Origin of the sequence: Streptomyces sp. NBC_01166, assembly GCF_045039765.1 — a bacterium.
In the GTDB taxonomy this organism is placed as follows: Bacteria; Actinomycetota; Actinomycetes; order Streptomycetales; family Streptomycetaceae; genus Streptomyces.
The window spans coordinates 2,432,197-2,451,819 of sequence record NZ_CP108613.1; the positions used below are offsets into that span (position 1 = coordinate 2,432,197).

Annotated in this window: 21 protein-coding genes; 10 read left to right on the top strand and 11 right to left on the bottom strand. The window is 71.0% G+C overall.

Translation table 11 applies throughout. The features are described from left to right. Position 1: 1 nt before the first annotated feature. Complete coding sequence (locus OG379_RS11200; protein ID WP_405661676.1) at positions 2-1,618, bottom strand: regulator; 1,617 nt, start codon at positions 1,616-1,618, stop codon at positions 2-4. 311 nt (positions 1,619-1,929) lie between these two features. Between OG379_RS11200 and lipB the strand changes: the two genes are divergently transcribed. From lipB to OG379_RS11220, 4 genes are all read left to right on the top strand, one after another. Beyond that, positions 1,930-2,739, top strand: a complete 810-nt coding sequence (lipB, locus tag OG379_RS11205) for a lipoyl(octanoyl) transferase LipB (RefSeq protein ID WP_405661678.1) — start codon at positions 1,930-1,932, stop codon at positions 2,737-2,739. A gap of 111 nt (positions 2,740-2,850) precedes the next feature. Further along, positions 2,851-3,819 (top strand): lipoyl synthase, encoded by a 969-nt coding sequence (lipA, locus tag OG379_RS11210; protein ID WP_405661680.1) that lies wholly within the window; start codon positions 2,851-2,853, stop codon positions 3,817-3,819. 269 nt (positions 3,820-4,088) lie between these two features. Next, complete coding sequence (locus tag OG379_RS11215; protein WP_099176328.1) at positions 4,089-4,289, top strand: hypothetical protein; 201 nt, start codon at positions 4,089-4,091, stop codon at positions 4,287-4,289. Positions 4,290-4,319: 30 nt separating this feature from the next. Next, complete coding sequence (locus OG379_RS11220) at positions 4,320-5,027, top strand: DUF4191 domain-containing protein (RefSeq protein ID WP_104784929.1); 708 nt, start codon at positions 4,320-4,322, stop codon at positions 5,025-5,027. 99 nt (positions 5,028-5,126) lie between these two features. On the opposite strand, the gene OG379_RS11225 is transcribed toward OG379_RS11220, so the two are convergent. Further along, positions 5,127-5,594, bottom strand: coding sequence for an RDD family protein (locus tag OG379_RS11225; protein ID WP_393766267.1), 468 nt, complete (start codon positions 5,592-5,594; stop codon positions 5,127-5,129). A gap of 223 nt (positions 5,595-5,817) precedes the next feature. Here OG379_RS11225 and glnA point away from each other — a divergent pair, with 223 nt between their 5' ends. After that, positions 5,818-7,227 (top strand): type I glutamate--ammonia ligase, encoded by a 1,410-nt coding sequence (glnA, locus tag OG379_RS11230; protein WP_104784933.1) that lies wholly within the window; start codon positions 5,818-5,820, stop codon positions 7,225-7,227. A gap of 72 nt (positions 7,228-7,299) precedes the next feature. On the opposite strand, the gene OG379_RS11235 is transcribed toward glnA, so the two are convergent. Then, positions 7,300-8,628 carry an NAD(P)-binding domain-containing protein gene (locus OG379_RS11235; RefSeq protein ID WP_405661683.1) on the bottom strand — a complete coding sequence of 443 codons (1,329 nt, stop codon included), beginning with the start codon at positions 8,626-8,628 and terminating at the stop codon, positions 7,300-7,302. Between the two features lie 103 nt (positions 8,629-8,731). On the opposite strand from OG379_RS11235, the gene OG379_RS11240 reads away from it, so the two are divergent. Then, on the top strand, positions 8,732-9,097 hold the full coding sequence (locus OG379_RS11240; RefSeq protein WP_393766265.1) for an ArsR/SmtB family transcription factor: 366 nt from the start codon (positions 8,732-8,734) through the stop codon (positions 9,095-9,097). A gap of 16 nt (positions 9,098-9,113) precedes the next feature. Here the strand turns inward: OG379_RS11240 and arsB are convergent, their stop codons facing one another. Continuing rightward, entirely contained in the window at positions 9,114-10,250 is a 1,137-nt protein-coding gene (arsB, locus tag OG379_RS11245; RefSeq protein WP_405668476.1) for an ACR3 family arsenite efflux transporter, read from the bottom strand. After that, on the bottom strand, positions 10,241-10,549 hold the full coding sequence (locus OG379_RS11250; RefSeq protein ID WP_405661685.1) for an ArsR/SmtB family transcription factor: 309 nt from the start codon (positions 10,547-10,549) through the stop codon (positions 10,241-10,243). The genes arsB and OG379_RS11250 overlap by 10 nt, the downstream gene beginning before the upstream one ends. A gap of 94 nt (positions 10,550-10,643) precedes the next feature. On the opposite strand from OG379_RS11250, the gene OG379_RS11255 reads away from it, so the two are divergent. Beyond that, positions 10,644-11,066, top strand: a complete 423-nt coding sequence (locus OG379_RS11255; RefSeq protein ID WP_405661687.1) for an arsenate reductase ArsC — start codon at positions 10,644-10,646, stop codon at positions 11,064-11,066. 111 nt (positions 11,067-11,177) lie between these two features. Next, the gene (locus tag OG379_RS11260) at positions 11,178-11,861 is read left to right on the top strand and encodes a class I SAM-dependent methyltransferase (RefSeq protein ID WP_405661689.1); all 684 of its coding nucleotides are present in this window, start codon (positions 11,178-11,180) and stop codon (positions 11,859-11,861) included. A gap of 49 nt (positions 11,862-11,910) precedes the next feature. Here the strand turns inward: OG379_RS11260 and OG379_RS11265 are convergent, their stop codons facing one another. The 5 genes from OG379_RS11265 to OG379_RS11285 form a co-directional block, all read right to left on the bottom strand. Further along, a complete protein-coding gene (locus OG379_RS11265; RefSeq protein WP_405661691.1) occupies positions 11,911-13,722 on the bottom strand; it encodes a choline/carnitine O-acyltransferase in 1,812 nt (603 codons plus the stop codon). A gap of 36 nt (positions 13,723-13,758) precedes the next feature. After that, positions 13,759-14,565 carry a class I SAM-dependent methyltransferase gene (locus tag OG379_RS11270; RefSeq protein ID WP_405661694.1) on the bottom strand — a complete coding sequence of 269 codons (807 nt, stop codon included), beginning with the start codon at positions 14,563-14,565 and terminating at the stop codon, positions 13,759-13,761. A 50-nt stretch (positions 14,566-14,615) separates the two neighbouring features. Continuing rightward, positions 14,616-15,479, bottom strand: a complete 864-nt coding sequence (locus OG379_RS11275; RefSeq protein WP_405661697.1) for an arpA protein — start codon at positions 15,477-15,479, stop codon at positions 14,616-14,618. 153 nt (positions 15,480-15,632) lie between these two features. Next, positions 15,633-16,439, bottom strand: a complete 807-nt coding sequence (locus OG379_RS11280) for a hypothetical protein (protein ID WP_405661699.1) — start codon at positions 16,437-16,439, stop codon at positions 15,633-15,635. An 85-nt stretch (positions 16,440-16,524) separates the two neighbouring features. Then, positions 16,525-16,794: a hypothetical protein gene (locus tag OG379_RS11285; RefSeq protein WP_362933898.1), complete on the bottom strand. Its 270-nt coding sequence runs from the start codon at positions 16,792-16,794 to the stop codon at positions 16,525-16,527. A gap of 119 nt (positions 16,795-16,913) precedes the next feature. Here OG379_RS11285 and OG379_RS11290 point away from each other — a divergent pair, with 119 nt between their 5' ends. Next, entirely contained in the window at positions 16,914-17,282 is a 369-nt protein-coding gene (locus tag OG379_RS11290; RefSeq protein ID WP_405661702.1) for an arsenate reductase family protein, read from the top strand. Between the two features lie 99 nt (positions 17,283-17,381). Here OG379_RS11290 and OG379_RS11295 read toward each other — a convergent pair whose 3' ends face one another. Continuing rightward, positions 17,382-18,305, bottom strand: a complete 924-nt coding sequence (locus OG379_RS11295) for a Gfo/Idh/MocA family protein (protein WP_405661705.1) — start codon at positions 18,303-18,305, stop codon at positions 17,382-17,384. 205 nt (positions 18,306-18,510) lie between these two features. Here OG379_RS11295 and glnII point away from each other — a divergent pair, with 205 nt between their 5' ends. Then, positions 18,511-19,545, top strand: coding sequence for a glutamine synthetase (gene glnII / locus OG379_RS11300; RefSeq protein WP_393766253.1), 1,035 nt, complete (start codon positions 18,511-18,513; stop codon positions 19,543-19,545). The last annotated feature ends 78 nt before the right edge of the window (positions 19,546-19,623 follow it).

Consider the following 19,623-nt stretch of genomic DNA (forward strand, 5'->3'; position numbering starts at 1 on the left):
CTCAGCCCAGCGCCGCGACCCGGTCGCGGTATCCCCGTACGGCGACGGCGTCGCGGTACGGCTCCAGGCGGCGCTCGAAGTCCCGTACGTACTCCGTCGCGCGCACCGACCGCATCTCCGCGGCCTGCTGGGCCGCCTCGGCGCCCAGCAGGCACGCCTGGTCCAGCTCTCCGAGCCCGAGCCTCGCGGAGGCGAGCACCACCCGGCAGAACAGCCGGCTCCGGGCGTACGCCGGCGCGCGCAGCTGGAGCGACCGCTCGGCGTGCTGGGCGGAGACGCGGTACTGCTGCAGATCGCGGTGGCAGTGGCCGAACTCGTCGGCGAGCTGTGCCTCGTCGAAGTAGCGGGCCCAGTGCGGAACGTCGTCCCCGGGCCGGGAGATCCCCAGCGCGCGTTCGGCCCGTACGAGCGCGGCGACGCAGGGCCTGGTCTCCCCGAGGACGCCGTGTCCGCGCGCCTCGACCGCGTGCAGCAGGGCCAGGACGACGGGCGGAGCGGAGGAGCCGATGCCCTGCTGGGCGACGCGTGCGAGCTGGATGGCTTCCCTGCCGTGCCCGAGATAGACCGCCTGGCGGCTCATCGTGATCAGGACGTAGGCGCCGTACGCCCGGTCCCCGGCGGCCTGGGCGAGCCGCAGCGCCTGGACGAAATAGCGCTGGGCGAGGCCGTGCGCCGCGATGTCGTACGAGGTCCAACCCGCGAGCCGGGTCAGATCGGCCGCGGCGGAGAACAGCCGGCGGCCCAGCGTCTCGCCGTAGCTACCGCGCAGCATGGGCTCGGCCTCGTGCTCCAGGTACCGGACGAGGGCCTGCCTGGCGTGGCCGCCGCCGTAGGCGTTGTCCAGCGTGCGGAAGAGCTCGCCCACCGAGCGCAGGGCGGCGACGTCGCCGCTGCCGACCCGCTGGCCGGCCCCGCGGTCGGTCTGCCGCTGGCGCGGGACGCCCAGGAGCGGTGAAACGGGAGCGGGCGGGCGGGAGGGGACGGGGCCACGGCCGGCGCCGGCCCGGGCGCCGTTGGCGCCCGCCCCGTGCACCGGACCTGGGGCACCGGGCACCTGGAGGGCGCCGCCCCCGTGGGCCTGCGGGGGCCGGTTCCCGGGGCCCTCGGCAGGCGTACGGGGGGCCGGCAGGCCGGTGGCGCCGGTCGCCCGCTCCTGGGGTTCGCCCCGGCCGACCCATTCGTCGGCCCGCCCGATCAGCCAGTCCCTGCTGGGGACGACCAGCCCGGCGGGGGTGAACGCGATCTTGCGCAGCTCCGCATGGCTGCCCGAGTCCTTGCGCCACAGCCCACTGACGATGTCGACGGCCTCGGCGGGAGTGGCCGCGAACTCCAGACCGGCGTAGACGGGCGCACACGCGTCCAGGCCCAGGTCCTGCGCGGAGAGCCGGCGTCCGAGCCGTCTGGTGAAGACCTCGGCGATCAGCGCGGGGGTGGTGCCCCGGGGCTGCTGGCCGCGCAGCCAGCGGGTCACCGAGGTCTTGTCGTATCGCAGGTCGAGCCCGTGTTCGAGGCCGAGCTGGTCCACCCGGCGGGCCAGGCCCGCATGGGAGAACCCGGCCTCCGCGATGAGGGCAGCGAGCCGCCGGTTCGGGGTGCGCTGCGGAGGTCGTTCCGACATCAGCTGTAAGGTCTCCTGCCTTCGGCGCCGGGCGGGCAGCCCTTACGGGCTCCCCCACGATTGGGAGCGGGCGAGCCCGTTATGGAACGGCGCGAACTTAACCGCCCCGGCGGCGGCGCCAGCGGCCTTCGCTCCACGTTCATCCGATCGTGTGAGGATTAATGGATCGCTGACGGGAAGCGCCCCGTCCGTAACCTGCCGGACCCGGTGTTCGGGAGCGGTCGTACAGTGGCTCAGGGCGCACACGGATGGTGCCGTGACTCCGGGGACACCCCCCGGCCCTCCGGCACCGCGAGTAGGGAGGCACCCGAGTGAGTGAGCTGCGGTTCGTCCGTCTGGGATTCGGCGAGGAGCGGGTCGACTACCAGGAGGCCTGGCAGAAGCAGCGCGAGGTGCACGCCGCCAGGTTCGAGGACACCGTCCCCGACACCTGCCTGCTCCTCGAGCACCCGTCCGTCTACACGGCGGGACGGCGCACGACGGAGAGCGAGCGCCCGCTCGACGGCACCCCGGTCATCGATGTCGACCGCGGCGGGAAGATCACCTGGCACGGCCCGGGACAGCTCATCGGCTACCCGATCCTCAAGCTCCCCCGCCCGGTGGACGTGGTGGCGCACGTCCGCCGCCTGGAGGACGCACTGATCCGCACGGCCGCCGAGTTCGGCGTGGAGACCAGCCGGGTCGAGGGCCGCAGCGGTGTCTGGGTCCTCGGCGACCCGGTCGAGGACCGCCCCTCGCTCGGCGGGCTCTCCCTCGACTTCGACCCCCGGCTGCACGACGAGGAGTTCGACCCCCGGCTGAACGGCCCCGAGTACGCGCCCTCGAACGCCGGGCAGCGCCGCGAGGACCGCAAGCTGGCCGCGATCGGCATCCGGGTCGCCAAGGGCGTCACCATGCACGGCTTCTCGCTGAACGTGAACCCGGACAACACCTCGTTCGACCGGATCGTGCCGTGCGGGATCCGGGACGCTGGCGTGACCTCGCTCTCGTACGAACTGGGCCGCGAGATCACGATCGACGACGTCCTCCCGGTCGCCGAGAGGCACCTGCGGGACGTCCTGGAGAACGCGGAGCTCGCGCCCCGCGTCCTCGCGCCGAAGGAACCGGCCGCCTCGGCGTAGGGAATAGGCCCCGTCGGCCACAGGTTGGGCAGACGCAAGGCCGTTCTAACCACGGGCGTACCCTGGTGTTCGCCGAAGAATCCAATGCAGCGAAAGCAAAGGGGTGCCGGAGTGTCCGGTGTCGCACCCGACGGGCGCAAGATGCTGCGCCTGGAGGTCCGAAACAGCCAGACCCCCATCGAGCGCAAGCCCGAGTGGATCAAAACCCGGGCGAAGATGGGCCCCGAGTACACGAAGATGCAGGCGCTCGTGAAGGGCGAGGGTCTGCACACCGTGTGCCAGGAGGCCGGCTGTCCGAACATCTACGAGTGCTGGGAAGACCGCGAGGCGACGTTCCTCATCGGCGGTGACCAGTGCACCCGGCGCTGCGACTTCTGCCAGATCGACACGGGGAAGCCGCAGGCGCTGGACCGTGACGAGCCCCGCCGCGTGGGCGAGTCCGTCGTGACGATGGACCTGAACTACGCCACGATCACCGGCGTCGCACGCGACGACCTGGAGGACGGCGGCGCGTGGCTGTACGCGGAGACCGTGCGCCAGATCCACGCCCAGACCGCGGGGCGGGAGGGCGGCGCCACGAAGGTGGAGCTGCTCATCCCCGACTTCAACGCGGAGCCCGCGCAGCTCGCCGAGGTCTTCTCCTCGCGCCCGCAGGTGCTCGCGCACAACGTCGAGACGGTGCCGCGGATCTTCAAGCGGATCCGGCCCGGCTTCCGTTACGAGCGCTCCCTGGACGTCATCACGCGGGCCCGCGAGGCCGGCCTGGTGACGAAGTCCAACCTGATCCTCGGCATGGGCGAGACCCGCGAGGAAGTCAGCGAGGCGCTCCAGGACCTGTACGACGCGGGTTGCGAGCTCATCACGATTACGCAGTACCTCCGGCCCTCCGCGCGGCACCATCCGGTCGAGCGCTGGGTGAAGCCGCACGAGTTCGTGGAGCTGAAGGACGAGGCCGACGCGATCGGTTACTCGGGCGTCATGTCCGGGCCGCTGGTGCGCTCCTCGTACCGCGCCGGACGCCTCTTCCAGCAGGCGATGGAACGGCGCGGTGCGACCGCCGCGACCGCACCGGCCGTGTGAATCGGCGCACAAGAAGCTACTGAGCGTCGCTGCCCGCAAAGACGCGGCCCGTACGTCCCCCGCAGGCCGGGGGCCCGTATGGGCCGCGTCGGCGTGCGCGCCGCCGAAATCAGAGTTTCATTGGTGTTTGACCGACCGGTCATGCACTGGTAACACCGAGCAGTGACCCTAGGTACATACGCGGTGGCTCCGTAGCCGCCGTCGTCATTGCTTCCCGCTACTCAGTGCGCGCCGGGCGCGCGCATCCGCTCCGAGGGGGAACACCCACGATGCACGCCGCACCGGTACGAGCCAACGCCATCCCGACCGTCACCACCGCACTCCGCGCCGTCGAGTCCCTGCTGATGAGCAGCGGCCAGCGCACCGCCCGCCGCAACGCCTGGACGGCCGTCCTCGAGGACCGCCGCAGGGCGCAGGACCGGGTCGAGGCGGAGCATGTGCTGAAGGCTGTGGCCGACCACCGTTCCTAGGTCACTCCCGCGCCACGTAAACTTCCGTACATGGCGAGGAAGGCAAACACTGACGGCGCGGACAGCGCCGAGAACGCGGGGCGGCTCAAGCAGATCGCCCTGACCTACAAGATGACCAGGCGGTCGGACCCCAAGGTGGGTCTTGTCGTCGCGGGTGTGGGAATCGTCACCTTCGGTGTCCTCCTCGCCATCGGTTTCCTGATCGGTCACCCGGTCTACGCGGGCATCCTGGGCTTCGTCCTGGCCTTCCTCGCGATGGCGATCATCTTCGGACGGCGCGCCGAGCGCGCGGCCTTCGGTCAGATGGAGGGACAGCCCGGCGCGGCCGCGGCGGTGCTGGACCGGGTCGGCCGTGGCTGGACCACCACCCCGGCCGTCGCGATGAACCGCAGCCAGGACGTCGTCCACCGGGCGGTCGGCAAGGCCGGCATCGTCCTGGTGGCGGAGGGCAACCCGAACCGGGTGAAGAGCCTGCTGGCGGCCGAGAAGAAGCGGATGGCCCGCATCGTCGTGGACGTGCCGGTGCACGACATCATCGTCGGCGACGGCGAGGGCCAGGTGCCGCTGAAGAAGGTGCGCACCACGATGCTGAAGCTTCCGCGGGTCCTGACCGGCCCGCAGGTGACCGCCGCCAACGACCGGCTCCGGGCGATGGGCGACCTGATGAGCAACATGCCGCTGCCCAAGGGCCCGATGCCGAAGGGCATGCGGATGCCGCGCGGCGGAAAGATGCGCTGACCGAGCACGAACGCAGGAGAGCGGCCCCGGACGATGTACGCGTCCGGGGCCGCTCTCCTGCGTTCGTGTCCTCTTCGTACGTGCTCGGGTCCGGGCGTCTCAGATGCGGACCTGGACGGCACGGGCCAGCCGGTCGTGGAGGCCGCGGCTGTCGCGGTCCCAGACGATGGCCGGGATCACCAGGAGGAGCAGGACGCTCCGTACGACGACCCGCACGACGCCGAGCCGTCCGCCGTCCTCGGAGATGACGCGCAGGCCCAGAATCCGCTTGCCCGGGGTGGAACCGACGGTTCCGACCGTCAGGAAACTCATGACGAGGAAGACGCCGAGCGCCCAGTTCCCGGCCGACTGCTGGTCACCACGAGCGAGCAGGCCGTATGCGATCACCATGCACAAGGCCCAGTCGATGAAGAGGGCCCCGAAACGGCGGCCCAGCGGGGCGATGGACCCCGGGCCTCCCTGGGGCAGACCGAGACGCTCGCCCCGGTAACCGAAGTCGGCGCCCATCTCCTCGGCCGCCGCGCGCGGCCCCGAGAGCCACGATCCGATTGCTTGCCTGTTGTCCACCCGACCACGGTACTGCGCCCGCGTTTGTACCCGGCCGGGCGGGGGCACCGAACACGTCATCGAGGTGCCGCCCACGGCCGCCCTGGTTAACTTGTGCGAAACAAATGGGTCATGCTGGAGAAATCCCGTCTGCCTATGGTCGGGTCCAGCGTGTGCCACCGCACTGGCCACACAAACGAGCTGCAACCCCGCCCTTTCCCGGGTCGGGAGTAGGAGGAGTTGGATGTTCCAGAACGCCGACGAAGTCCAGAAGTACATCGCCGACAACGACGTCAAGTTCGTCGACGTCCGGTTCTGCGACCTGCCGGGTGTGATGCAGCACTTCACGATCCCGGCGGCGTCCTTCGACCCGGCCGAGGAACTGGCTTTCGACGGCTCGTCGATCCGCGGCTTCCAGGCCATCCACGAGTCGGACATGGCGCTCCGTGCGGACCTGTCCACGGCCCGTGTCGACCCGTTCCGCCGCGACAAGACGGTGAACGTCAACTTCTTCATCCACGACCCGATCACCGGCGAGCAGTACAGCCGTGACCCGCGGAACGTGGCCAAGAAGGCCGAGGCCTACCTCGCCTCGACCGGCATCGCCGACACCGCGTACTTCGGCCCCGAGGCGGAGTTCTACGTCTTCGACAACGTCCGCTTCCAGACGTCGGCGAACGAGAGCTTCTACCACATCGACTCCGAGGCCGGCGCCTGGAACACCGGTGCGGTCGAGAACAACCGCGGTTACAAGGTCCGCTACAAGGGCGGCTACTTCCCGACGCCGCCGGTCGACCACTTCGCCGACCTGCGCGCCGAGATCTCCATGGAGCTGGACAAGAACGGCCTCCAGGTCGAGCGCCAGCACCACGAGGTCGGCACCGCCGGCCAGGCCGAGATCAACTACAAGTTCAACACGCTGCTCGCCGCGGCCGACGACCTGATGCTCTTCAAGTACATCGTGAAGAACGTCGCGTGGCGCAACGGCAAGACCGCGACCTTCATGCCGAAGCCGATCTTCGGTGACAACGGCTCGGGCATGCACGTCCACCAGTCCCTGTGGTCCGGCGGCTCCCCGCTGTTCTACGACGAGCAGGGCTACGCGGGCCTCTCGGACATGGCGCGCTACTACATCGGCGGCATCCTGAAGCACGCCCCGTCGCTGCTGGCCTTCACCAACCCGACGGTGAACTCCTACCACCGTCTGGTCCCGGGCTTCGAGGCGCCGGTCAACATGGTGTACTCGCAGCGCAACCGCTCCGCCGCGATGCGCATCCCGATCACGGGCTCCAACCCGAAGGCGAAGCGCGTCGAGTTCCGCGCCCCCGACCCGTCCTCGAACCCGTACCTGGCGTTCTCGGCCCTGCTGATGGCCGGCCTGGACGGCGTCAAGAACAAGATCGAGCCCCCGGAGCCGATCGACAAGGACCTCTACGAGCTGGCCCCCGAGGAGCACGCGGGCGTCCAGCAGGTCCCGACGTCGCTCCCGGCGGTCCTCGACGCGCTCGAGGCCGACCACGAGTACCTCCAGGCCGGCGGCGTCTTCACGCCCGACCTGATCGAGACGTGGATCGACTACAAGCGCACGCACGAGATCGCCCCGATCCAGCTGCGCCCGCACCCGCACGAGTTCGAGCTGTACTTCGACCTCTAAGCACGCAGCGGTTCGCAGGAACATGAGCGAGGGCCGCCACCCCCTGGTCGGGGTGGCGGCCCTCGCTCGTCGTCATGCCGGAAGGGCCCCGGCTGCCGGAGCGCAGCAGCCACCGCCGTCGCTCCGACCGTCGGCGGGGTCGTCGAAGAGTCCCGCGCCGCCGCACACTCCGGTCTCGGGAAGGGCGAGTTCGACGCGGTCGGCGGACCCGGTGTCGCCGGCGATGGCGGCGGTGACCGAGCGGACCTGCTCGTAGCCGGTCATGGCCAGGAAGGTCGGGGCGCGGCCGTAGGACTTCATGCCGACCAGGTAGAGGCCCTGTTCGGGGTGGGACAGTTCGCGGTGGCCATGGGGGTGAACGGTGCCGCAGGAGTGCTGGTTCGGGTCGATGAGCGGGGCGAGATCCACCGGTGCCTGCAGGCGTTCGTCCAGGGCGAGGCGGAGCTCGGACAGGAAGGACAGGTCGGGGCGCAACCCGGTCAGGGCGATGACCTCGTCCACCGGGTCGAGGCGCTGGCCGTCCTCCCCGACGAGGGTCAGACGGTCGTCGTCGGTGGGCTCGACGGCTTCGGTGCGGAAGCCGGTGACGGCATCGGCGTACCCGTCGTCGACGGCGGCCTTGGCGGCCAGGCCCAGGGCGCCGCGGGCGGGGAGCTGGTCGGCACTGCCGCCGCCGAAGGTGGAACCGCTGATGCCACGGCGCAGGATCCACACCGCGTGCGTACCGGGTACGTCCTTCGCCACGTCGGCGAGACCGGCAAGGGCGGTGAACGCGGAGGCTCCGGAGCCGATGACAGCGGTGCGCCGGCCCGCGTACCGGGCGTGGACGGCGGGGTCCCTCAGGTCGGGGACGCGGTAGGAGATGCGGGCGGAGCCGGCGCTTTCGCCGAGGACGGGGAGTCCGTCGGCGCCGGCCGGGCCGGGGGTGGACCAGGTGCCGGACGCGTCGATCACGGCCCTGCCCAGGATCCGCTCCTCGCCGCCGTCGGCGCGTACGAAGCGGATGGTGAAGGGCTGCTGCTCCCGGTCGGCGTCGACGATCCGGTCGCGGCCGAGGCGGGAGACTCCGGTGACGGTGGCGCCGTAACGGACCTTGTCCCCGAGGACGTCGGCGAGCGGCTGGAGGTACTGCTCGGCCCAGTCCCGCCCCGTCGGGTAGGTGCGCGCGTCGGGCCTGGACCAGCCGGTGGGCGCCAGGAGCTTCTCGGCGGCCGGATCGGTGAGCTCGCCCCAGGTGGAGAAGAGCCGTACGTGCGACCAGTCGCGCACCGCGGTGGCCGCGGTGGACCCGGCCTCGAGGACCAGCGGTTCGATGCCGCGCTCCACGAGGTGCGCGGCCGCCGCCAGCCCGGTGGGACCGGCGCCGATGACGACGACCGGCAGGTCTGCTGTGGTGGTCATGTCGGTGATGCCCTCCAGGACGGGCGACCGCTCCCGGCCGCTGTTTCGATGTCTGTCTATATGAAGCCTGGCACTTTGCATCGACGAGTGTCAACATAGACGCATGTCGAATTCAGAGCGCGCGGAGCTGCCGGTCCTGGACGCGGGTGCCGCGGTACCGTGCTGCCCGCCGATCACCGCGGGAGAGCTGTCGCAGGACGACGCGGAGCGGATGGCCGTGATGTTCAAGGCGCTGTCCGATCCGGTGCGGCTGCGCCTGTTCTCCAAGGTCGCCTCGCACCCCGGCGGCGAGGCGTGCGTGTGCGACATCTCCGACGTCGGCGTCTCCCAGCCGACGGTCTCCCACCACCTGAAGAAGCTGCGCGAGGCCGGGCTGCTGACCTCGGAGCGGCGCGGGACCTGGGTCTACTACCAGGTCGCCCCGTCCGTGGTGGCGGCCATGTCCGCCATGCTCGACCTGCGCGTCTGATCGCGGGGGGCGCGCGTCAGACCTCCCCGCCCGGCGTGGTGAGGGCCGCGGAGGCGAACTTCCTTCGCCAGGCCAGCGCGACGTATACGAGTCCGATCAGGACGGGGACTTCGATGAGCGGGCCGACGACACCGGAGAGCGCCTGCCCGGAGGTGACACCGAAAGTGGCGATGGCGACGGCGATGGCCAGCTCGAAGTTGTTGCCCGCCGCCGTGAACGCCAGCGTCGCGGTGCGGTCGTAGGCCAGCCCCAGGGCCTTGCCGAGGAAGAAGCTGCCGAAGAACATGATCGCGAAGTAGACGAGCAGCGGCAGTGCGATGCGTACGACGTCCAGCGGTCGCGAGGTGATGGTCTTCCCCTGGAGCGCGAAGAGGATGACGATCGTGAACAGCAGCCCGTACAGGGCCCAGGGACCGATCTTCGGCAGGAACGTCGCCTCGTAGCTCTCGCGGCCCGTCCTCCGCTCGCCGATACGGCGGGTGAGGAAGCCGGCGAGCAGGGGGACGCCGAGGAAGACGACGACGTTCAGCGCGATGTGCCACACGGACACATCCAGGCCCTGCCCGTCGCCGAGGCCCAGCCACCGGGGCAGCAGGTCGAGGTAGAACCAGCCGAGCAGGCCGAAAGCGACGACCTGGAACACGGAGTTGAGGGCGACGAGGACCGCCGCGGCCTCCCGGTCGCCGCAGGCCAGATCGTTCCAGATGATGACCATGGCGATGCAGCGGGCGAGGCCGACGACGATCAGGCCGGTGCGGTACTCGGGCAGGTCGGGCAGGAAGACCCACGCCAGGGCGAACATGACCGCGGGGCCGACGATCCAGTTGATGACCAGCGAGGAGACCAGCAGCTTGCGGTCACCGGTCACGCGGCCGAGCCGGTCGTAGCGGACCTTGGCCAGCACCGGATACATCATCACCAGCAGGCCGAGGGCGATCGGCAGGGAGATCCCGCCGATCTCGATCCTCGCGAGCGCGTCGTTCATCCCGGGGACCAGCCGCCCCAGCCCCAGGCCGACGGCCATGGCAAGCAGGATCCACACCGCGAGGTAGCGGTCGGGAGTGGAAAGCTTCTCGACGACCGAGCCGTCCTCACCCCCGGTCCGGCCGGTGGCGGGAGCAGCGGCGGTGACACGCTCGCCGGTCACGGGCAGACCCTCTTCTTCCCGGCCGTCGTACGGGCGGACTCGGCGAGCGCCGCGAACTGTTCCGAGAGACCGGCGAGGATCTCGGGGCGCAGCTTGTAGTAGGTGAAGCGGCCGCAGGGTTCGGTCTCCACCACTCCGGCCTCGCGCAGGACCTTCATGTGGTTGGAGAGGTTGGTCTGCCTGGCTCCGGTCTCCTCGATCAGGTGGGTCGTGCACAGGGTCTCGCGGGCCAGCAGGGTCACGATCCGGAGGCGGAGCGGATCACCCAGCACCCGGATGAGATCAGGATCCACTGAAGTCGGCATGCGCTGATACTGTCACATCACTCTTCGCTGATATCAGCAAGGGGTGAAGTCATGGACGGCTGGTCCAGCCGTACGACAAGAGAGAGCGATCATCATGGCCGACTCCTCGGGCAAGCCGTCCGTCCTGTTCGTCTGCGTCCACAACGCCGGCCGCTCCCAGATGGCGGCCGCCTGGCTGACCCACCTGGCCGGCGACCGCGTCGAGGTCCGCTCCGCCGGCTCGGACCCGCGCGCCTCCGTCAACCCCGCCGCCGTCGCGGCCATGGCCGAGGCTGGCATCGACATCTCGGCCGAGACCCCGAAGGTCCTCACCGTCGACGCCGTACGAGAGTCGGACGTGTGCGTCACCATGGGCTGCGGCGACACCTGCCCCGTCCTCCCCGGCAAGCGCTACCTCGACTGGCAGCTGGACGACCCGGCCGGCCAGGGCGTGGAAGCCGTGCGGCCGATCCGCGACGAAATCAGGACTTTGGTCGAGGGCCTGATCAGGGAGATCGCGCCGGAGGCCACGGCGTGAGCGGGACTCGCGACACCGTGATCACCGTTCCGCCGCGGGCGAAAGTCCGGGAGCGGCTCAGCGCTCCGGGCAGATTACGGGCGAGGGGTCGAGCGAGGAGGGGGCCATCACATGGCGCGGGCATCGGCGTACGACGGGATTGCGGACTGGTACGAGCAGGAGTTCCTCGGCGGTCCGACCGCCCGGGCCACCGACGGAAATCCGCTCGCTCTGGGCGGCGTTCTCGGTGAGCTGCTCGGCGAGGGCGAGGGGGCCGCGTGCCTGGAGATCGGATGCGGCACCGGTATCCACGCCACGCGGCTGCGCGAGCTCGGCTGGGAGCCGGTGGGCGTGGACCTGTCCGGCGGGATGCTGAGGCATGCGCGGGGCCGCCTGCCGGTCGCCCGGGCCGATGCCGCGCGGCTGCCGGTCGCCGACGGTTCCCTGCCCGCCGTCGTCGCGGTGATGGTGCACACCGATATGCCCGGCTACCCGGCGGTGCTCCGTGAGGCGGCCCGGGTGCTCCGTCCGGGCGGGGTGTTCGTCCACATCGGTGTTCATCCCTGCTTCTGCGGTGGATTCGCCGACCGCAGTGATGCCGAGGCGGTCGTGATCAGGCCGGGTTACCGCGATGCCGGCTGGACCAGGGAGTCGTGGTCGGACCAGGGTCTGCGCGACAAGGTCGGAGCAGGCCATCTTCCACTGCCCGGCCTGCTCCACGGCTTCCTCGACGCGGGGCTGACGCTCGAGCGCATCGCCGAGCACGGAACCCCCACACCGATCGTCCTGGCCTTGCGAGCACGCAAGGCCGGATGACACCGGAGGGGAGGAGCTGGCCGCAACCCCCTCCCCACCGTATCTCCGGTCAGTCCGCGAGGAGTTCGCGCAGTTCGGCGACCGCCTCGCGGAGGTGGTCACCGAAGGCGTGCATCTGGCCGGCCACTGACTGCGGGGTGCTCAGGTAGAGGTTGAAGCGGTCCGGCAGCAGGACGTAGGCGACGCCGATACAGCGGCTGCTCGTGGAGCCGAAGCCGAAGTACTGGATGTTCTCGGACGGCGCCGAGCTCGTGCTCAGGTAGTCGTCGCGCATGGTGAGCCAGCCAGGGGAGCGGTACAGCGCGGGCTGCTCGTCCACACCGAGTTCGTCGCCCCGGCGGCGCTGGATCAGTTCGAGCTCCCAGAGGTGCTGCTCGGGGGCCTGGCCCGCCTGGCACTCCTTCGCCCGCGCCACATGGGCCCCGGCGGCGGCCCGGAAGGCGGCGCGGCGGGTGTCGCGGTCGGCCGCCGGGTCGTCCATCGCCGCGACGAAGGCGGGCATCTCGGGGGTGACCACGCGCATCGCCTCGGTGCGGCCGTGGCGGTACTGCCGGGTGGCGATCGACTCGTACGTGGCTCCCAGGTGGCCCTTGGCGCGCTGGTGGGCCAGTTGGTACGCGACCTGGACGAAGGCGTCCGGGGACACTCCGAGCGCCTTGGCCGCCGTACTGCCGAAGTCCTCGAACAACACGGTGCGGGTGGCGGTGGCGTCGCCGTACGCGGCGAACTCCTCGGCCGCGGTGCGCACCTGCGCCCGCTGGGACGCGTCCAGTTCGAAGGTCAGGGGGTGCGGGGCCGGCTCGCCCTGGGGGCGCGCCCCGGAGAGGCGCGAGTGCTCGTCAGGCGGGGTGCCGAGCAGGGCGTCGGTGAAGCTGAGGATGGTCGTCCCGTCCAGCTCGCAGTGCTCGACGTTGATGCCGGCCCGGCCGTCCGCGTAGACGACGAAGGAGACGGCTTTGTCGAACCAGCGGTTGCCGCGGTCGCCGTGAAGCAGTTCGTCGCAGGCGGCCTGGGTGTCCTCGGGTGCGAAGTCCTCCAGGCAGACGCAGAAGAGCGCGGTCTCGATGTCGTCCAGTGTGCGGGCGTTGCCGGGGTGACCGTCGACGAGGGACGCGCGGGTGGCCGCCCACTCGGCGCGCGCCATGGTGGTGAGGTGGCCGGCCCGGTCCTCCTCGGGCGTGTGGACGTCGGCCTTGGTGACGGCGCGCAGTCCGGCCTCGATCTCGTCGAGGCTGTGCGGCACGCCGTCGGGGCCGAGCACGTCCAGCCGGAACATGGTGCCCCGGAAGAACACGACGATGTGCCGGGCCGTGGACGGCCCGGGCGCCTGCTCGCTGTACGGGGCGCGCACCGTGTCCAGCGGCACCCCGGGGATGCGGGTCGTGGAGAAGAGGTACTTGTTCTGCACCATCGACTGGGGAACGCCGCGCTGCTCCACCGGCGCGATCAGCCCGTCGTCGAGCCGCCGCTTGTAGTGCAGCGCCCCCGCGACGAGCCCGGCCGCCCGGTCGAGCTGCCCCTGCCCGGTGTCCTGGAACAGGAAGAAGAAGTTGGCGTTGAGCGCGATCCTGTCCCGGCGGCCGAGGTAGCGGTACGGCCAGAAGGTGTCGAGCCAGCTGTGCACACCCTCCGTGGTGTCGTACTCCTCCAGCGCCGCGTGCAGCGTCCGGCCGGGGCCGCCGGACCGCAGGAAGGCGGCGACCTCGGCCTCCGTCACGGCCAGCTCCTCGGTGGTCAGCAGTGGGGCGCACCAGGCGAGGAACCTCTCGCAGCTCGCCTCGAGCGAGGGCAGCGGCACGCGCGGAAGGCTTCCTTCACGGGCGAAGGTCGCGTCGGCTGCTGCTTCCTGACTGACGTTCAATGCGGCTCTCTTCTCGGTGAGTGGGGATGGTGGGGTCTACCGGTGCTGCGGCCTGGAGAGATGGAGCTGAGCGTAGAGCCAGCCTTCCTCCTCCAGCCCGCTCGCGTCCACATCGGCCGCGGCGAGGCTGTCCAGGACGCCCTGCCGCTCCTGCGGGCCCGCGAACCGCCGCTGCTTGAAGAACCCGTCGACCCGGGTCGTCCGGTAACCCAGCTCCTCCAGGGCTTTCTCGACGGGGTCGAAGGGGAACATCCGCAGCACGAAGTGCGCCATCCAGGGGAGGCGGCCGTCCTGCGCGTCGACGACACGGGTGAGGGTGCGCTCGGTGACGTAGCCGATGCAGCCCGTCGAGATCACCAGGTCCGTCCCGGCGAGCAGGTCACGCTGCGCGGGGGTGGGGTCGCCCGCCTCGAGGTCGGCGTTGACGGTGTCGTCGAGAAATCCGGCCTCGTGGGCGTAGGCCAGTGCCTCGGCGGAGGCGTCCAGGCCCGTGAAGCGCAGGGCCTGCGCGGGGCTTCGGGAGCGGGAGAGGTCGCGGTCGCGCTCCAGCAGCCCGGCGCGGGTGCCGGGGCCGCTGCCGTCGTAGCGCGCGTACAGCTCGTCCATCGTGGCGTCGTACTTGAGCAGTGCGGCGTTGATCCCGTACGAGCAGCCGATGTCCAGCACGCGGGGGACGGCGACCTGTTCCGTCTCCCGGTACTCCTTGACGAGCTTGTCGAAGTAGGGCTTGGCCAGTTGGGGCACGCAGTAGCCGAGCGGGCGGAGCACCTGGAAGTACGTGCGGGGGTCGGGCGCGGTGTAGATGTGGTCCAGCGAGACTTTTCCGGACGCGTCGAGACGCAAGGGGTTCTCCTCGGTGGGGCGCGTGGCGGTGCCTGAACCGTTCGTACGGACTAGTCCAGGAGCTGGTCGCCCCGTACGGCCCGGCCTTCCGCCGCCAGGTGTTCGGGCAGTACGCGGCCGAAGAGCTGCCGGGTGCGTGACACGCTCCCGATGACGCCGGGGCGCTCGCTGTAGGCGAAGATCGCGCTGTGGCGCGCGAGGCCGCCGCGGACGGGGCTGACCCGGTGCAGCGAGTAGCGGCCCTTGAACAGCTGGAGGTCACCCGGGCGCAGGGGCAGGCGCTCCGGCGCGCCCTTGCCGTCCAGGACGTCCCGGACGTCGTCGAAGCGCTCGTCGTCGGCGGACCTGATGTTCGGGCAGTACTCGAACGATCCGCCCTCCTGCGCCTCCTGGGTCAGCATGCTGACCGTGTACTCGTTGGTGTCGAAGTGCCAGGGGTGCTCCATGCCCGGCCGTACCACGTTGAGCACCAGCCCGGAGAGCGGGTCGGCGAGTTCGTGCAGACGGGGCAGTCCGAAGCAGTCGGCGACGAAGCGCTGGAACGCCTCGTGGGCGTAGAGCCGGCCGATGAGGGAGCCCCCGGGGATGTGGTCGCGGGCGACGAACGCGTTGCCGCGCTCGAAGGTGCGGCGGGCGGGGTGGTGCTCGGGCAGGTCCTCGTCCACGTCGATGTTGTAGACGTTGACCGTCTCGACGTCGAAGTACGCGTGCGGGGCGAGGGCGGCGCATTCCTGTCGCAGGACCTCCTGGAGCGGAGGGCGGACGAAGTCGGGCAGTACGGTGCAGCCGGCCTCGGCCAGTTCGCGCCTCGCCCGCGCCACCACGGCGCGGGCCTGTGGGCTCCCGGGTTCCGACAAGGGGTAGTGGTCCGTGTCGACCACCTGGTCGAGCGTGATGGCTTGCAGAGTGCTCATTGCGACCCTCTCCACGCGCACGTCGGTAACACAACTGACGAGTAACAGAGTTGAAGTTCCCACAGCCCCGCTGTGTTGTCTGTGACACGTCACACTTCCGGAGAGCGTGTGCGGTGGCCAGAGGCCCTTTCCGGCCGCGACCGGTGGTCCGGCTCAGTCGAGGTCGATGACGGGGCGGGCGTTGAAGTCGGCGAACATGTCCTCGCCCTCGGGCCCGTCGAGGAAGGCCGCGGTGGCCGGATTGCGGTTGGCGGTGGCGAGCGGCAGCCATTCGAGCAGCGAGCCGTAGCCACCGCAGACCGCCTCTCCCCCGTCGCCGCCGTATACGGAGCCGGGGTCCGAGGTCATCTCGGCGGTGTCGTAGACGTCGAAGGCGATGTGCAGGCCGAAGGCGTTCGGCAGGCAGTGCGGGCCGCCGCCGGCGCCGTAGGGGGACACGTCCGCCAGGTAGCCGTCGCCCCAGCGGAAGAGTGTGCGGGCGCCGGCTCCGCAGGCGTGCTCCCACTCGTCGGGGCTGGGCAGCCGCAGGCCGTCCCCGGCGAGCAGTTCGGGGACCAGCGAGGGGAGTTCGGGCAGTTTCCTGGGCTCGACCGCCATCAGCACCGTGGGCAGGGTGACCGTGCGCGGCGGGGTCATCACCCGCGCGAGCCGGTCGCGCGGGTCGGTCTCGAAGCCGAAGCCGCCCGCGAGGCTCTCCTCGCGGTAGGAGACGAGTTGTTCGGGAAGGGGCTGCCAGGCGTCCACGTCGAAGCCGACGGCCACCTCACCGCCGGGCACCAGGGCGTACAGCTCACCGGCCCGCTCGATCACGGCGCGGTGCCCTCCGCCGTCCGGGTGCGGGGAGCTGTCCAGCCGGAGGAGCCGCCCGCCGGTCCGGCGGGCGGCCTCGTCCGCGTGGCGCGTGGCGGTGGCCGTGTCCAGGGCGCGCCAGCGGGCGAAGGTCAGGTCGGCGAGAGACATGGCGTGCAGTCTCGCACCCGTCCCGCACGGTGGCGGAACCGGCGCCTGTGCCCCGGGGCTCCCCCGGGGGCACAGGCGGGCCGGGTCAGCGGCCGTAGCGGATCAGGGCACGGACCATGCGGCAGGTGGTGTCGGACGGCGGGTGGATGGCGAGACGGTCCGCGGTCGCGCGGATGCGGGCGTTGTCGGCGCTCGACGGCTGGTACACCCCGGTGTCGAGCAGGGCTATCGCCAGGCGCATGGCCTTCAGGCGGCGGTTGTGGGAGACATACCACTCGCGGGGCCGGCCCGCGGGGAGCGGCTTCTTCCGCAGTGGCTTGTGGAGCGGCTGGGTCGTGACTGTGGCAACGGCCATCGGCAACCTCCTGGCACGGTGGTGGAACCCTCACGAACTACCCCCATTTTACTGCCCACCACTGACAATCGCCCCTGGCCAGAGGCGTTTTCGGGGACCCCTCCCGTACCCTGGGCCCCATGGAGATCTGGATCAATCCCGCATGTTCCAAATGCCGCAGCGCGGTCAGCCTGCTCGACGCGGAGGGTGCCGATTACACGGTCCGCCGCTACCTGGAGGACGTGCCCTCGCCCGAGGAGATCCGGGCCGTGCTCGACCGTCTCGGACTGGAGCCGTGGGACATCACCCGGACCCAGGAGGCGGAGGCGAAGGAGCTCGGAGTCAAGGAGTGGCCGAGGGACGCCGGTTCGCGCGAGCGATGGATCGCGGCGCTGGCCGGACACCCGAAGCTGATCCAGCGTCCGATCATCACCGCGCAGGACGGTTCGGCCGTGGTGGCGCGGACGGACGAGGCGGTACGGGACGCGCTGGGGCGGACGTCCTGTTGAACACCGTGCCCACGATCCACCCGATGTGACTCCCGCGTGGTCCGAACTTCGGCACCGTAACCGGCCGTCCAGGCCTGCTCCCGGGGCGTGACGAGCGGATCAGGCCCGCCCCACCGCTTCCTCCGCCTGCGCGAGCACCTCGGTGAGCCGCAGCCCGAACCGTACGTCGCAGGGGTGCGCCACCCCCGTACGCGCCGCGTCGGCCAGCGCGTCCACGGCCGCCCTGAACGCGCCGAGCGCGTCGCCGCCTCCCGCCGGCAGGGCGGACACGCCCCGCTCGCCCCGGAATTCGACCTCGGTCCCGGCCGCGCCCTCCGGTGCGCCCAGGGCGAGCGTCACCGTGCTCGACGCGCCGGAGGTGTGGCGCAGCAGCAGATGGGTGGCGTCGGCCGGGCCACGGGCGGCGACCACCTCCGTCACATCACCCAGGACCGGGATCAGGACCGAGAGGGCGTGCGGGCCCACGTCCCAGAGACCGCCCTTCTCGCGGCGCCACGGCGAGGCGCCGAACTCGCTGTTCGCCCCCGGCGCGAACAGCGCGCCCATCCACAGGGCGCGGGCCGTGAACCAGCCGCCCGCCGCTGCCTGCTCGGCGATCCACCCGGCCGTGCCCTCGGCGAACCGCAGCGTGCAGAAGACCACGGAGGCGACCCCGGCCCGCTCGGCGGCGTCGGCGACCTCGCGCGCGCCCGCCACGGTGGTGGCGACCGGCTTGTCCAGCAGGAGGTGGCATCCGGCCTCGGCGGCGCGCGCGGCCAGGGGTGCCTGGACGTCGGGCGGCACGGCGAACGCCACCGCGTCGCTCGTGGCCAGGAGCGCGTCGATGCCCGCCTCGCCGGTGTACGCCTCGGTGCCGTGGGCTGCGGCGAGCGCGTCCGCCGCTTCGGGGCGGCGCCCCCATACGCCGCTCAGCACGGCTGCGGGGTGGGCGGCGAGGGCGGGGGCGTGGGTGAGGCGCGCCCAGGGGCCCGCCCCGACGAGGCCGATGCGCAGCGGCGCGGCGGAATCCGGGTGTGTGGTCATGCCGCCAGTCTGCCCGGGCCGGGCCGCCGGTGCGGAACGTATCCAGTGCGCCGCTGGGTGAGACGGCACCGGGCGGCGGGGACCTGCCGTGGGACGCCTTCGCGAAACCTCGGTAACACGGGGTTCACATTCGGGCAACGGTCGGGAAATCGCGCCTTGCGAAGCTGCGCACCATAGACCGCAGCACCCGCAAAGGATGGCGTCCGTGACGTTCAAGGCTGAGTACATCTGGATCGACGGCACCGAGCCGACCGCCAAGCTTCGCTCCAAGACGAAGATCATGGCCGGGAGCCCCTCGAAGGCCGTGGCGGATCTGCCCATCTGGGGCTTCGACGGTTCGAGCACCAACCAGGCCGAGGGCCACGCCTCCGACCGGGTCCTGAAGCCGGTCTTCGCGTGTCCGGACCCGATCCGCGGCGGTGACGACATCCTCGTCCTGTGCGAGGTCTTCCACATCGACATGACTCCGCACGAGTCCAACACCCGCGCCTCGCTGCGCCCGGTCGCCGAGCAGTTCGCGGGCCAGGAGCCGATCTTCGGCATCGAGCAGGAGTACACCTTCTTCGACGGACACCGTCCGCTCGGCTTCCCCGAGGGCGGCTTCCCGGCCGCGCAGGGCGGCTACTACTGCGGTGTCGGCTCCGACGAGATCTTCGGCCGCGAGATCGTCGAGAAGCACCTGGACAACTGCCTGAAGGCGGGCCTCGCGATCTCCGGCATCAACGCCGAGGTCATGCCCGGCCAGTGGGAGTTCCAGGTGGGTCCGGTCTCGCCGCTGGAGGTCTCCGACCACCTGTGGATCGCCCGCTGGCTGCTCTACCGCACCGCCGAGGACTTCAACGTCTCCGCGACCCTGGACCCGAAGCCGGTCAAGGGCGACTGGAACGGCGCGGGCGCGCACACCAACTTCTCCACGAAGGCGATGCGCGAGGGTTACGAGGCGATCATCACCGCGGCCGAGTCGCTCGGTGAGGGCTCGAAGCCGATGGACCACGTCAAGAACTACGGCGCGGGCATCGACGACCGCCTGACCGGCCTGCACGAGACCGCCCCGTGGAACGAGTACAGCTACGGCGTCTCCAACCGCGGCGCCTCGGTCCGTATCCCGTGGCAGGTCGAGCAGGACCAGAAGGGCTACATCGAGGACCGTCGCCCGAACGCCAACGTCGACCCGTACGTGGTCACACGGCTGATCGTCGACACCTGCTGCACCGCGCTGGAGAAGGCCGGCCAGGTCTGATCCGTCATCGGCTCGGCACGAAGGGGCGTCCGCTCGCGGGCGCCCCTTCGGCGTGCCCGGCCGGTGCGGGAGGGGGGC